This window comes from Stakelama sediminis (genome assembly GCF_014199335.1).
Classification (GTDB): domain Bacteria; phylum Pseudomonadota; class Alphaproteobacteria; order Sphingomonadales; family Sphingomonadaceae; genus Sphingomonas; species Sphingomonas sediminis.
This window is the reverse complement of the sequence record NZ_JACIJI010000002.1, coordinates 36324-50825: the sequence shown is the minus strand read 5'-3', so window position 1 is coordinate 50825 and position 14502 is coordinate 36324. Positions and strand designations below refer to the sequence as shown.

At 62.3% G+C, this 14502-nt stretch carries 11 protein-coding genes and 1 tRNA gene; 11 read left to right on the top strand and 1 reads right to left on the bottom strand.

The window, feature by feature from the left end; genetic code table 11:
* Positions 1-5: 5 nt before the first annotated feature.
* The 5 genes from FHR23_RS06910 (at position 6) to FHR23_RS06890 (ending at position 4738) form a co-directional block, all read left to right on the top strand.
* Positions 6-902: a rod shape-determining protein MreC gene (locus tag FHR23_RS06910; RefSeq protein WP_184002297.1), complete on the top strand. Its 897-nt coding sequence runs from the start codon at positions 6-8 to the stop codon at positions 900-902.
* The gene (gene mreD, locus FHR23_RS06905; RefSeq protein ID WP_184002296.1) at positions 899-1411 is read left to right on the top strand and encodes a rod shape-determining protein MreD; all 513 of its coding nucleotides are present in this window, start codon (positions 899-901) and stop codon (positions 1409-1411) included. The genes FHR23_RS06910 and mreD overlap by 4 nt, the downstream gene beginning before the upstream one ends.
* Complete coding sequence (mrdA, locus tag FHR23_RS06900) at positions 1408-3444, top strand: penicillin-binding protein 2 (RefSeq protein WP_184002295.1); 2037 nt, start codon at positions 1408-1410, stop codon at positions 3442-3444. Before mreD ends, mrdA begins: the two co-directional genes overlap by 4 nt.
* A complete protein-coding gene (rodA, locus tag FHR23_RS06895; RefSeq protein WP_184002294.1) occupies positions 3441-4556 on the top strand; it encodes a rod shape-determining protein RodA in 1116 nt (371 codons plus the stop codon). The genes mrdA and rodA overlap by 4 nt, the downstream gene beginning before the upstream one ends.
* 106 nt (positions 4557-4662) lie before the next feature.
* Positions 4663-4738 (top strand) — tRNA-Lys (locus tag FHR23_RS06890).
* Between the two features lie 233 nt (positions 4739-4971).
* On the opposite strand, the gene FHR23_RS06885 is transcribed toward FHR23_RS06890, so the two are convergent.
* Complete coding sequence (locus FHR23_RS06885; RefSeq protein ID WP_184002292.1) at positions 4972-6489, bottom strand: lipopolysaccharide biosynthesis protein; 1518 nt, start codon at positions 6487-6489, stop codon at positions 4972-4974.
* 310 nt (positions 6490-6799) lie between these two features.
* On the opposite strand from FHR23_RS06885, the gene FHR23_RS06880 reads away from it, so the two are divergent.
* From FHR23_RS06880 to FHR23_RS06855, 6 genes are read left to right on the top strand one after another with little or no spacing between them, the layout of a single operon-like run.
* The gene (locus FHR23_RS06880) at positions 6800-7084 is read left to right on the top strand and encodes a PepSY domain-containing protein (RefSeq protein WP_343043051.1); all 285 of its coding nucleotides are present in this window, start codon (positions 6800-6802) and stop codon (positions 7082-7084) included.
* Positions 7085-7093: 9 nt separating this feature from the next.
* A complete protein-coding gene (locus FHR23_RS06875) occupies positions 7094-7768 on the top strand; it encodes a response regulator transcription factor (protein ID WP_184002290.1) in 675 nt (224 codons plus the stop codon).
* On the top strand, positions 7765-9111 hold the full coding sequence (locus FHR23_RS06870) for a sensor histidine kinase (protein WP_184002288.1): 1347 nt from the start codon (positions 7765-7767) through the stop codon (positions 9109-9111). The genes FHR23_RS06875 and FHR23_RS06870 overlap by 4 nt, the downstream gene beginning before the upstream one ends.
* Positions 9108-10451, top strand: coding sequence for a TolC family protein (locus FHR23_RS06865; RefSeq protein ID WP_184002286.1), 1344 nt, complete (start codon positions 9108-9110; stop codon positions 10449-10451). The genes FHR23_RS06870 and FHR23_RS06865 overlap by 4 nt, the downstream gene beginning before the upstream one ends.
* Entirely contained in the window at positions 10448-11467 is a 1020-nt protein-coding gene (locus FHR23_RS06860) for an efflux RND transporter periplasmic adaptor subunit (protein ID WP_184002284.1), read from the top strand. Before FHR23_RS06865 ends, FHR23_RS06860 begins: the two co-directional genes overlap by 4 nt.
* Positions 11464-14502, top strand: coding sequence for an efflux RND transporter permease subunit (locus tag FHR23_RS06855; RefSeq protein ID WP_184002282.1), 3039 nt, complete (start codon positions 11464-11466; stop codon positions 14500-14502). The genes FHR23_RS06860 and FHR23_RS06855 overlap by 4 nt, the downstream gene beginning before the upstream one ends.

The following is a 14502-nucleotide window of genomic DNA, read 5'->3' as shown; positions in this document are numbered from 1 at the left end:
AGCATATGGCGGCGCCACGCAACCGGCGCCCGGGATTTTCGCGGCGGGCGCAATACGGACTGTTTATCTCCTATGTCGTTGCCGGCGTCGGCGCGGTCATTGCGCTCGTCCTGATCCTGCTCGCCCGCTATAATCCACCGGCATATGCCGTGGCGCGCGGGGCAATCCGCGAAGTGACCACGCCCGTGTCGGCCGGGCTCGACAATGTGCGCCGTGGAATCGGCGGCATTCCCGGTGCAATCGGGGCACATTTCCACACCATTTCGGAAAACCGCGCGTTGAAGGCCGAACTGGCGAAGCAGGCTGACCAGATTCAGCGCGCGCGGTCGCTGACGCTCGAAAATCAGCGCCTGCGGATGCTGCTAAAACTACGCGACGGCAACCCTCAAGTGGTCGTTGCCGCAAGAATTGTCAGTTCTTCGGCCACCAGCACACGGCGCTATGCCGTTCTGTACGCCGGATCACGGCAGGGCGTCCGCCCGCGCCAGCCGGTACGCGGCCCGCGCGGCCTGATCGGGCGCGTGCTGGAAACCGGTCCCGATAGCGCTCTGGTGATGCTGGTCCTCGACCCGGAAAGCGTCGTACCCGCGCGGCGTATCCGCGACGGCCTTCCCGTCCTGATTTCCGGGCGCGGCGACGGGCTTGTCGATATCAAGTCCGCTTCAGTGGCCAATGCACCGTTTCTGAAAGGCGATACGTTCGTCACCTCGGGCACCGGTGGCATCTATCCCCCCGACATTCCGGTCGCGCGCGCAGCGGAAAATGGCAAGGACACGGTAGAGGGCCGGGTCTTTGCCAGCCCCGACTCAGTCGATTTCGCACTCGTGCAGCAGGCGTTTCTGCCGCAGCAGATGACCAAAACAGCCACCGATCAGGAAGCACCGCCCGGGGATGTGCCTTGAGCAGCCCGGTCAACAGCACGCTCAATCCACCGCATGTGTCACGGAAATTGCGCTGGGCAATTCCGGTCAGCATTGTCGGCGGTTCGGCGATGACGTTGCTTCCCTTTGTCGCCAGCTTTCCGGTGCTGCCGCCATTCGGTCTGATGATGCTGATGGCATGGCGCCTGCTCAAACCCGAACGCTTTCGTCCATGGTCGCCGCTGGCCTATGGTTTTTTCGACGATCTGATCAGCGGGCAGCCAATGGGCAGCGCGATGTTCTGCTGGACAATCTGTTTTCTGGTGGCCGATATGATCGATCACAGGCTGGTCTATCGCGACTTTCTCCTTGACTGGATGATCGCGGGCGGTGCGATTGCATTCTCCCTTATTTTCGGAAGGCTTGTCGCGACCCCATTGGGTACCCATGTTGACACTTTACTGCTGCTCCAGATTGTCGTGTCGATTTTGCTGTTTCCGCTTGTCTTTTCGCTTTGCGTCCGGCTTGACCGGCGGGGTGTCCGGCGATGAAGCGTCCTTTCAAGATTGTTACGGAAGCAGCTCAATCCTTTAGCTTTTCTCGTCGAGCCACTTTTCTGGGCATAGGTCAGGGGCTGATCGGTACGGTGCTCGTCGGTCGCATGGCCTGGCTGTCGGTTGCGGAAAACCAGCATTACAAGTTGTTGTCCGAAAGCAACCGGGTGAACACCACCCTGATCCCGCCCCGTCGCGGCTGGATCGTCGACAGGAACGGCGCGCCGATCGCCGACAACCGCACCGATTTCCGTGTCGACGTCATACCGAACCAGATGCAGGACAAGGATCGCGAGCTGGGGGTGCTGCACGATCTGCTGGCGTTGACCCCCGACGATATGGACCGCATCCATACCGACCTGAAACGCTCCGCGCGCTATCAGCCGGTACAGATCGCCGAAAATCTCGACTGGAACCGGTTCGCCACCGTGTCGCTGCGCATTCCCGAATTACCCGGCGTTGCCCCGACGCGCGGTTTTGCGCGCAATTATCCGCTGGGCGCGGCGGTGGCGCACCTTACCGGCTATGTCGGCACTGCGTCGGCCGAACAATATCAGAAAGACCATGATCCCCTGCTCGTCACGCCGGGCTTCAAGCTGGGCAAGGACGGGCTGGAAAAGGCGCTCGACAAGCGGCTGCGCGGCAAACCCGGCGCCAAGCGCGTCGAGGTGACGGCGCGCGGCAAGCCGGTGCGCGAACTGGCCACCAAACCCGACACACCCGGTCAGACGGTGCGCCTGACCATCGATGCGGGGTTGCAGGAATATGCCGCCCGCCGCCTCGCCACCAATTCAGGATCGCTGGTGGCACTGGACGTGCTGACCGGCGACATGCTGGCGATGGTGTCGATGCCGGCCTATGATCCCAACAGCTTTTCCGAAGGCATCGGCAAGCTGGAATGGAAGATGCTGTCGGAAAACGACCATGTTCCGTTGATGAACAAGGTTCTGCAGGGTCTCTATCCTCCCGGTTCCACGGTCAAGCCGATGCACGCGCTGGCGCTGCTGCAAAATGGCGTCGACCCGGAACATACGGTCGATTGCCGCGGCGTATTGCAGGTTGGTACAGGGCGCTTCCACTGCTGGAAACGCGGCGGCCATGGCCCGATTACGATGCGCCGGGCGATTGCACAAAGCTGCGACATCTATTTCTTCGAAATGGCACGCGAGCTTGGTTATGACCGCTTTGCACCGACTGCGCGCGAAATGGGGTTGGGAGCACGCTACGACCTGCCTTTCCTCTCGCAATATTACGGTACCGTGCCCGACAGCGCGTGGAAGGAGAAGAAATACCACAAGCGCTGGACCGTGGCCGATTCGATGAACGCGGCGATCGGTCAGGGCTATGTACTGGTCAATCCGATGCAGCTCGCGGTGATGGCCGCGCGCATCGCCAGCGGACGGATGGTGGTGCCACGCATCCTGCTTGACAGCCCGCACCGCCCCGCCGCGATGCTCGATATCTCACCGGAGAAACTCCAGATCGTTCATGAAGGCATGTGGGCGGTGGTGAACGGCGGCGGCACCGGCGGGGTGGCGCGCATGAACCTTGACGGTATTCAGCTTGCCGGGAAGACCGGCACAGCCCAGGTGCGAAGGATCACCCGATCCGAACGCGCAACGGGGGTGCGCAGCAATGCGTCGCTGCCGTTCAAGCTGCGCGACCATGCCCTGTTCGTCTGCTATGCCCCGGCCGATAATCCACGTTATGCGATTTCGGTGGTGCTGGAACATGGCGGTCACATTATTCGCGATCAGGACGCTGCCCCGATTGCACGCGATACCATGACCTATCTGTTCGACCGCGAACGCGCGCTGAAAAAGCTGGCAGAGCTGGAACCGACCTGGGGCGGCGATATCACAACCCGTATGAAGGCACAGCGCGAAGCCTTTATGGTAGCACAGAAAACGCCTGTCCCGCCGCCTCCGCTGGACGTGGAAGGCGCGCAGAATAATGTGGTCGAAGCCGCCGCCACCGCAGATCGCACCGCCGAAACCGATGCGGCGGAATCGCGGGATCGCCCTGAATGAACCGGCCCGGTATTATCCCCGCGCCGATTGCTCAACTTCCCTGGTTCGTCATTCTGCTGGTGATGGCAATCGGCGGGTTCGGACTGGTCGTGCTCTATTCGGCCGCGGGGGGCAGCATGACGCCCTGGGCCGCGCGTCAGGGCTTCACCTTCTGCGTATTCCTGTTCATGGCAATCCTGTTGTCCTGGGTGCCGGTACGCTTCTGGGCCAATATCGCCCTTCCGGTTTATGGCGGACTGCTCCTCCTGCTGGTGTTGGTCGAACTGCTGGGCGCGGTGCGTGGCGGTGCGCAGCGCTGGCTCGATCTCGGCTTTATCCGGCTGCAACCATCGGAACTGATGAAGCCGGCAATCGTCCTCGCGATAGCGCGCTTCTATGACTATCTTCCTGCCAGTCAGACGCGCAGTTTCAATGCCCTATGGCCTGCGGCCATCCTGATCGGCTTACCGGCCGGGCTGGTCATGCTGCAACCCGATCTCGGCACTGCGTTGATGATTACCTTTGGCGGGCTGACCGTCATGTTTCTGGCGGGCGTTCCTCTGCGTCTGTTTGTCGGCGGCGGGCTGGCTGCTGCGGTCGCAATCCCGCTTGCCGTCAATTTCCTGCTGCATGGCTATCAACGTAACCGCGTGCTGATCTTCCTCAATCCCGAAAGCGATCCGCTGGGCGCGGGCTATCATATCAGCCAGTCGAAGATCGCGATCGGTTCCGGCGGCATTCTCGGCAAGGGGTTCCTGCACGGTACTCAAAGCCATCTCGATTATCTGCCCGAAGGCCATACCGACTTCGTGTTCGCCACCATGGCAGAAGAATGGGGGTTGATCGGCGGCGGGTTGCTGATCCTCGCCTTCTTCCTCATCATCGGTTGGGGCATCAATGTCAGCCTGAATGCCAAAGGCAAGTTCGCGCGGCTGACCGCAGCGGGGTTGTCCACAACGATCTTCTTCTATGTGGCGATCAACCTGGCCATGGTGATGGGGCTGGCACCGGTGGTGGGTATTCCCCTGCCCCTGTTCAGCTATGGCGGGTCTGCGCAGATGACGGTTCTGCTGTGTCTCGGCATGCTGATGTCGATCGACCGGGCGAACCGCAAACCAGGCAAAGCGCCATAGGTGCAGTTTTTCGAAAATCGGGGGTTTACAAGGCCGGCATCCCGGTGCTAACCGCGCCGCTCTTGATCGCGGCAACGGCATCGACGACCGTCCCCGCGCCCCGGATGGACGCATAGCTCAGTTGGTAGAGCAGCTGACTCTTAATCAGCGGGTCCTAGGTTCGAGCCCTAGTGCGTCCACCATTTCCCCTGTTGTTTGACCTCTTCACCCGGAACAGTCATTTTGTCCGGTCGAGATCCCCGGTCTCAGATTGTTATAATGATCTGAAATGACTTCCATACGATGTTCGACGCAGTTTGTTTGAGTGGGGCGTTGTCCATGCTGCCGTTCGCTCCGAACTGTTCCGAGCAAATCGACTGATCAGAAAAACCTTCCGCCTGATTGGCGCTTGTCTCTTTTCCCAACCTGCACCGGACTATCCGGCGGCGGTGGTGGCCGGGATCGGTGCGTCACCACCATAAGCGCGTCCCCGCACCATCGCCATCGCTTCGAACAGAATGTCGCGTGCAAACACGGCCAGCCAGCCAAAATACAGCGCTGCGCCGCTCGTCACCAGAATGGCAAGCCGGGGCGGCGCAGACATCGGCGGCAACAGCGAGTCGATCAGAAGAACCACGATCCCCATAGCCGCCGCAGCAATAATCGGCGGCAGGATCGCACGACCCAGCGTTCCCGCCGAAAGGCCGATCACCGGCAAGGCGCGAATGGCGGTATAGATCAGGTAAATCGCATATCCGAAGAACCAGGAGGCAGCGAGCCCCTGAACGCCCCAGAACAGGCCAATCGCAAAGCACATCGTCATCAGGACGGCACCGACACCGCCGATTTTCGCGACCAGACCGGGGCGCCCCATCGCGCTGCACGCGGGACTTGCCAGCACCTGCAACGTCATCATCGGCATCGCCAGCGCCAGCAAACGGACGATCGGTCCGGCCGCAATCCATTTCGGGCCGAGCACCGTCGCGACCAGCGGGTCGGCAGTAACCGCCAGACCGATATAGAATGGCATCGCCACCAGCATTACCATGCGCGATGATCGCGCAAAGCCGACTGCCACTGCCTCACGATCGTCCTGCATGCGTGCATAGACGGAAAAGGCGACGTCGTTGATCGCGGGGACGAACTTGGAAACCAGAATCTGCGTCAGAAACAAGCCCGTCGTATATAGCCCCAGCGTGGATGGGGTCAGTACACGCCCGGCGATGAACACATCGGCCTGACTTTGCAGCACCCAGAAAAGCTGCCCTGCCGCCATCAATCCGCCGAACTTTGCCAGGGCGCCCGCACCGCGGAAATTGAACAGCGGTCGATATCGGTGCCCTGAGGCCCATGTCATGCCGACCGCACGGGTGGTGAACAGCACTGCGGGCGCGAGAATCAGCGTCCAGACACCAAATCCCGCAAGCGCGCCGCACAGTGCCGCAACAGCACCGGTGATCGAAGAAAGGAAATAGACCTTGGCCTGTGGCTTGAAATCGATCGCACGCGCAAGCAGCGCATAAGGAAAGGCGACAAAGGGCGTGGTGAAATAAAGGAAGGATTGTACCCGCAGCAGGTCGGCGACGATCGGCTGACGGAAATAGGCGGCGACCAGCGGCGCAGTCGCGAACTGGACGATACCCAGCCCGAAATTCAGGACGATCAGCATACCATATAGCTGGCGGATAGAGCGTTCGTCAGCTTCAGGCTTCTGAATCAATCCACTCGCGAGACCGGCACCGTTAAGCATGTTAAGCAGGCTCATCACCACCTGAGTCATCGCGAAGAGGCCGTAATCATGCGGATCGAGAATCCGGATTACCAGGAAGGTCGCGCTCCAGGTGATGATCTGACCGGCAATCTGGGAGCCCGCGCGCCAGATAACCGCCTGACGGGCAATAGCGAATATGCCGCCCTGTCGATCATCCGATTTTTCCACGCGGCCCTGAAGCATCGTCGCCTAATATCCGGAACATCCTTAAAAGCGTGTAAAACTTCCCGCACAGGATCGATATATTTCGAAGCGAAACACCGAAAAAGCCGACTCCAGACGCCCCGTTTCAACGCGTCACTTGTCACCAATTTTTTTACGCAAACGGAACGGTCTCCGTATTCCCCCACCCTGCAAATCGACATCGGAAGGCCTGTCGGTCGCACTGCGAAAGCGAAGGTTGGGAAATTGTAACCCCATCGCGACCGTACCCCAATCTATAGGGCACTATTCCCGTTCACGTGCTCTGCACAAATTCCAACGGAGAACCCTCGTGAACAAGTTTATGCAAATCCTTCCCGTCGCCGCGATCGCGGCCGCGCTTCCCTTTGCTGCGCAAGCGCATCCCGCGGCCAGAATCACCAAGGCTCAGGCAGAGCGCATTGCGCTGAAGGCCGCGCCGGGCAAAGTGCTCGAAGCCGATTATGAAAAGGAAAATGGCGCATGGCGTTATTCCTTCGACATCAGGCAAGGCAATCGGGTTCATGAAATCGGCGTCGATGCCAATAGCGGCAAGATTGTCGAAAGCAGCTATGAAACCGCAGGTGAGAAGGACTGATATCGCCCGATGCGCATCCTGATCGCAGAGGATGACAAGGAAACGGCCGGGTTCGTCGAGCGAGGGCTCGGCGAACTTGGCCATAATGTCGTTGTCGCTCGCGATGGTGAAGATGCGCTCCATCTTGGCCTGACCGAGCAATTCGATCTTCTGGTGCTGGACCGTATGATGCCCGGACTGGACGGGCTGTCGGTACTCAAGCGGCTGCGTACTGCCGATATTACGACCCCTGCGCTGATGCTTACCGCGCTAGGCCGGATTGAGGATCGCGTCGCCGGACTGGACGCCGGGGCGGATGATTATCTGGTCAAGCCCTTCGCTTTCAGCGAGCTTGCCGCGCGCGTGCATGCGCTGGGCAGGCGCAGCGCGCCGCAGGCGGTCGCAACGCGCCTGAACACGCCGTCTCTGGAAATGGATCTGCTGGCACGTGAGGTTCGTCGCGACGGCGCACTGGTGTTGTTGCAGCCCAAGGAGTTTCGCCTGCTGGAGGAACTGATGCGTCATGCAGGCGAGTTTGTGACGCGCACCATGCTGCTGGAACGGGTATGGGATTTCCATTTCGATCCGCAGACCAAGATCGTCGAAACGCATATCAGCCGGTTGCGCACCAAGCTGAACGAGGGCGGTCTGCCCGACCTGATCGAAACCGAACGCGGCGTGGGATATCGGATCAGGGCCGCATGAAGACGCTGGTCAACAGCGCGGCCTATCGCATCGCATTCGCCTCGTCGCTGGCCTTTGCGCTGGCGACGCTGCTGATCGGCATAGCGGTTTTCTACGCCGCCCATGTCGCCTTTGCCCGGCAGATGGACGCCAATATCGAACAGGCGAGCAGTGCAATTACCGCCGAGCTGTATGACGAAGGGATGCGCGGTGTGATGGATGCGGTTCGAGGCAGGGAAAGCGGCGGCCCGGATGCGCTGGGATATGCCGTGTTCGCGTCGACCGGCAAACGCGTGGCGGGTGCTCTCGATACACCGATGCCGCCACTGGGATGGCACGATATTGTGTTTCGCGATCCGCGCGAAGGACCGGACAGGGCACGGGCCAGAACGGTCGGGCTTCCCGGCGGATATCGCCTGACGGTCGCGGCCGACAAGGAGTCGCTGGAACAGATCGACGCGACGATCCTGACCATCTTCGGCATCGCTTTCATTGTCGTGCTGTGTATCGGCGTTGCCGGGGCGTTGATTCTGGGCGCCTATCTGCGGCGCAGGCTGGCGCGGATCGAAACGACCGCAGGCGCTATCGCGGGTGGCGATCTCAGCCGCCGCATGATCGTCGGGCCGCATGACGATGAATTCGACCGCGTGGCGGCGTCGCTCAATGCCATGCTCGACCGGATCGTCGGCCTGATCGCCAATTTGCGGCAGGTGACGAGCGACCTCGCCCACGACCTGCGCACGCCGCTGATGCGACTGCGCAACCGGCTGGAAGCGTTGCACGAACCGGCCCCGGATGATCAGTGGGCGGTACGGATCGACGATGCTGTCGACAATGCCGACGACGTGCTCCGTCTGTTCGATGCGATCCTGCGCATCTCCGAACTGGAGGAAGGAAGTCTGCGCCGAAATTTCGGCCCGGTGGATCTCGAAACGCTGGTCACCGACATTGCCGAATCGCACGAACCGCTGGCCGAGGATGCGGGCAAGAGGCTGAGCGTGCGTATCGATGCCCCTGCACGTGTAGAGGGCGACCGCGAATTGCTGGCGCAGGCTCTGATCAACCTGATTGAAAATGCCTTGCGCCATACCCCGGAAGGCAGCGCTATCGTCATCGGTATCGGCCATGAGGGCGGGCGCCCTGCCGTCTATGTCGCCGATACCGGCCCCGGCATTCCCGCCGACCAGCGTGATCGGGTGGTGCAACGTTTCGTCCGGCTGGAAACGTCACGATCGACCCCCGGCCATGGCCTTGGCCTGAGTCTGGTTTCGGCCATCGCCGCCGCACATCGGGCGCGCCTTGCGCTGCGCGATCGCGCGCCGGGACTGGAAGCCGTCATCTTCTTTCCCGAGGAGACCCTATGATCCTGCGCAAGGGCGCGATCCCGCTGGCGTTGCTCCTGTCGGGCTGCGCAACCTACACCTCGCGTCCGCTGGACGATGCGGGAACGGCCCTGACGCCGCCCGTTCCTTCGGTTCTCGAAGCAAAGGCAAATGCGATTCAGCGGCCATGGCTAAAGCCGGTAACGCTCGACCTTTCCAAGCCGCTGACGCCCGACGCGATTGCGACGATTGCGGTCATCAATAATCCCGACCTGAAGGCTCAGCGCGTTCGCGCCGGTGTCACCGACGCGCAGGTTTTTGCCGCCGGACTGTTGCCCGATCCCAGCGTCAGTCTGGGCGCGAACAAGGTGATTACCGGTCCCGATCCTTTTCTCGACCTTGCCAGCGCGCTGGGGCTGGACATCAATGCGCTGCGCACCCGTGGCGTCACGCGCGCCAGGGCGGAAGCAGACGCCCGGCAGGTCCGGCTCGACCTCGCCTGGGCGGAATGGCAGACCGCCGGGCAGGCGCGGATACAGGCCGCCCGGATCGAAGGGCTGACCGAAATTGTCGCACTTGCGCAAAAGAGCCAGACGGTTGCGCAATCGCTGCTCACCCGTATCCAGCGGGCCACTGCACGCGGCGATGTTGCCGATGACCGGTTGCAGGCGGCGCGCCTGTCCGAACTGAATGCCGCGCAAACGCTGCGAACGGCGCAGGGCAACCTCGCCGCCGCACGCGAGGAACTGGATAAGCTGCTCGGCTTTCCGCCGGGTACGCGTTTCGCGCTGGCGCCGGTCGCGCTGCCGCCCGCCCCGCCTGCGGTCGCAACACTGTTCGCGGTGGCGCGTAAGGATCGCACCGACCTTGCCGCATTGCGTGCGGGCTATCAGTCGCAGGAAGCATCGGTGCACAAGGCGGTGCTCGACCAGTTTCCCAACCTGACCCTGACGATCAATGCCAATCGCGATTCGGCGGGCAACTTCATGGTCGGTCCTGCCGTCGATTTCACCCTGCCGCTATGGAACCGTAACCGCGGCGGGATTGCAGTCGCTCGCGCCACGCGTGCGGCGCTGAAGGCCGAATATGACGCCCGGCTGTTTCAGACCCGCGCCGATATCGGTGCTGCGGTCGCCGGAATCCGGGTGGCGATGCGCCAGCGCGCGGACGCGTTAAAGGGGCTTCCCGAGGTTCGCCATTATGCGCAGGCATCGCGCCGCGCCGAAGCGCATGGCGACCTATCGCTGGAAAGCGCGCTCAATGCCGAACAGGCGCTGCGCGACCGGCGGATGCTGATCGCGCAGAGCGACACCGACATCGTCCAGCAAATGATTGCGCTCGAACTGTTGACGGGCGCGCCGAGGGAGACCTGGCCGCAATGATCCGACCCTTTGTGTTTGCCTGTCTGATTAGCCTGTCCGCCTGTTCCGGCGGCGGTGCGCAGGACAATTCCCCCACGCCTGTCGCGCTGGTGTCGCTGGGCACTGCGCAGAAGCAGGCGGTGGCGCAAAGCATGACGCTGTATGGCAGCGTCGAAACCGGGGCCGAGGCGCAATATACGCTGTCCGCCCCGGTGGAAGCGATTGTCGCCGCTATCGCTGCCCCGGTCGGTACGCCGGTGCACCGGGGTCAGCTAGTCGTCCGCCTGCGGCCCAGCCCGACGACACAGGCCCAGTTGATTCAGGCACGCAGCGATGCGCAGACGGCGAGCGAAGCGCTTGCCCGCGCGCAACGACTGCGCAGCGACGGACTGGCCAGCGATGCGGATGTCGAAAGCGCACGCAAGGCTGCTCAGAGCGCACAGGCCATGCTCGCCAGCCTGACCAGCCAGACAAACGGTCTCGCACTGCGCGCGCCGGGGGCCGGGTTCGTGCAGTCGGTCACAGCTAATCCCGGAAATCTCGTCTCGGCAGGTACGACCATTGCAACGATATCGCGACGCGGGACGCTGCGTGCGCGGTTCGGGGTTTCGCCTGCGGTCGCGGGCAAGCTGTCGCCCGGTACGGTACTCACGATCCGGGCGAGCGACGGCAGCCCGCCCTTCGACGCGCCGATACTGTCGGTCGATCCGACGGTCGACCCGCAAACCCGGTTGGCATCGGTCTATATCCGGGTTCCGCAAGCCCTGCATTTCGGGCCAGGCCAGACGCTGACCGCCACCGTACCGGTTACCCAGGCAGGCAGCGACGTGACCGTGCCCTATGCCGCGCTGCTCAACGATGGCGGGCAGGCATATGTCTATGTCGTACGCAACGGCATCGCGCATCGCCATGATGTACAAACCGGTGCAAGCGGGCCGAAACGGGTCGCAATCCTGAGCGGCGTGGCGGCTGGCGACAAAGTGGTGATTGCCGGTGGTACAGGCGTCGAAGACGGAATGAAGGTGCGCACCAGATGAAGTCGCACCTGTCCCGCCATGCCCGCGCGCTCTGGCTCGCGATGATACTGCTGACTCTCGGCGGCGTCTTCGGCGCGCTCAAGCTACCGGTCAGCCTGTTTCCGCAGATTGCCTATCCGCGCGTCATCGTTTCGATCGATGCGGGCGAACGCGATGCCGCGCAAATGGAGGCGGCGATCACGCGCCCGATGGAAATCGCGCTGCGGGCGGTGCCGGGCGTCACCCGCATCCGCTCCACCACCAGCCGCGGATCGGCGGAGATCCAGCTTAATTTCGACTGGGGTCATAACATGCCTCAGGCGCTGCTGGCGGTGCAGGGAGCGCTATCGACGATTCAACCTGATTTGCCCAGCGGCACGCGCTATGACGCCTGGCGCGCCGACCCAACCGTCTTTCCGGTCTATGGCATCGCGCTGACCTCCCCCACACTGGATCAGGAAGCGCTGCGACAGCTTGCCACGCTTCGCATCCGTCCGGCGCTGACCGGTATTACCGGGGTGGCCGCCGTCAACATTCTCGGCGGATCGCCACGCACGTTCGAGGTCGATATCGACCCCGGCAAGCTGAACGCACTGGGGATCAGCCCCGACGATGTCAGCGCAGCACTGAGCAAAGCCAATGTCGTGCGCGGTGCAGGGCGGTTACAGGACCGCCACCGCCTGTACCTTTTGCTGGTGCAGAACCGGCTGAAAAACGCCGCGGACATTGCCGCCACGCCGATCCGCGCGGGTAATTCCGCCGGTGGAGGGCTGGTAACCGTTGGCGGCGTTGCGACCGTGCGGTCATCGGTCGTTCCCAATTACACGCTCGTCACCTCGAACGGGCAGAATGCGGTGCTGGTCAATGTTCGTCAGACCTATAGCGGCGACACGGTGCAGGTCGCGCACGATGTTGCGGCAAAGATGAAAGCGCTCGGCCTGCCGCCCAGCGTGAAGGTCACGCCTTTTTACGACCAGTCGCAACTGGTCACCGGCGCCGCCAATGCGGTGCGCGATGCCATTCTGCTGGGCGCTGTGCTGGCCGGGCTGGTCCTGTTTGTATTCCTTCGCTCTGCGCGGCTGATGGCGATTACGGCAGCGGTGTTGCCCGCCGTCCTGGCGGGCACCTGCGTCATCCTGTTCGCGCTGGGGATGCATTTCGACATGATGACGCTGGGCGGCATGGCTGCAGCGGTCGGCCTGATCATCGACGACGCGGTGGTGATGCTGGAACATATGATGCGCCGGATGCAGGAGGGCGTGGCCACCGATCCGCCCGGTCTGCTCCATGCCGCGGCCGAGATGGGCAAACCGCTGTTCGGGTCGACCGGCGCGACGATCGTGGTGTTCCTCCCCCTCGCCTTCATTTCCGGGGTGACGGGCGGTTTCTTCAAGGCGCTGGCGATTACCATGGTCGCCGCACTTGCTATATCCCTGCTGTATGCGCGTTTCCTGATCCCGCTGGTGGCCGCATACTGGCTGCGCCCCAAGGATGCCGAGGCGGCGGAGAATGCGGGCGGGTTCATGGGACGCCTCACCCATGGCTATGAACGCGCCTTCGACCGGACATTCGGGCGACCTGCGCTGATCGTGGCGATCGTCGCCATCGTGCTCGCGGTCGGCGGTTTCTATTCCTACAGGCATGTACCGTCGGGTTTCATGCCAAAAATGGATGAGGGCGGCTTCATCCTCGACTATAGGGCGCAGCCGGGTGCTGCGCTCAGCGATACCAACCGTCTGCTCAAGCAAGTCGAACAGATCATTCAGGCAAACCCGGCGGTGGAAAGCTATTCGCGGCGGACCGGCCTGCAACTGGGCGGCGGCCTGACCGAAGCGGATGAGGGCGATTATTTCATCCGTCTGAAAAGCGGTTCGCGCAAACCCATCTGGCAGGTGATGAGCGATATCCGCAACCAGATTCAGGCAAAGGTGCCCGGACTGGACATCGAAACCGCACAGTTGATGGAAGACCTGATCGGCGATCTGACGGCGGTTCCCCAGCCGATCGAGATCAAGCTGTTCGGCGACAACCCGACCCAGCTTGCCGATGCTGCAAAGAAAGTCGGCGCCGCGATCGGCAAGATCAACGGCGTGGGGGAGGTTGTCGACGGGTTGCGTGTTGCGGGTGACGCCATTGGCGTAAAGGTCGATCCGGGGGCAGCACTGCAACAGGGGCTGGACCCGGACGCGGTCGCGACCCAGTTGGAAGCGCTGGTCGGCGGCACACAATCGACGCGCATCCGTGTGGGCGAACAGATGATCGACGTGCGTGTGCGCGGCCCCGGCGATCTGCGTCAGCGCGCCAGCGAGATTGCCGACCTGCCGATTACCGCGCCTGACGGGCATAGCGTGCGGGTCGCCCAGATTGCGAAGGTATCGATCCTCGCCGGGCAAAAACAATTGACGCGCGAGGATCTGGCCCCGTTCATCGACGTGACCGCGCGGCTGGAAGGGCGCGATCTGGGATCGGGCATGAAAGACGTCCGCAAAACGGTTGCGGGCCTGAACCTCCCACGTTCGATCCGCGTCGAATATGGCGGCATGTATGCGCAACAGCAAAAGAGCTTCACCGATCTGGCAATCGTCTTTGCAGCCGCGCTGCTGCTATCGGCGCTGTTGCTGACCTTCCTCTACGAACGGATCATCTGGACCGTTGCCGCGCTGGTGACGGTGCTGCTGTCGGCGGCGACGGTGTTGTGCGGACTTTGGATCACCGGCATCGAACTCGATATTTCCGCGCTGATGGGACTGACCATGGTGGTCGGCATGGTCACCGAACTGATTGTTTTCTTCTTTGCCGAAATGGATGTCGCTCGCCCGGTGGATTTCGTCCTCTTGAAAGAAGCGGGAATGAAGCGGCTCAGGCCGATCCTGATGTCGGCCCTGATCGCGATCCTGACGCTCAGCCCGCTGGCACTCGGCATCAGTCGCGGGGCGGGGCTGCAACGCCCGCTTGCCACTGCGATCATCTTTGGTCTGACTGCCGCCGTGCCGCTGGTACTACTGTTCCTGCCCGCGCTGATGATGGTACTGACCGGGCGCAGGCAGGAAGACTGA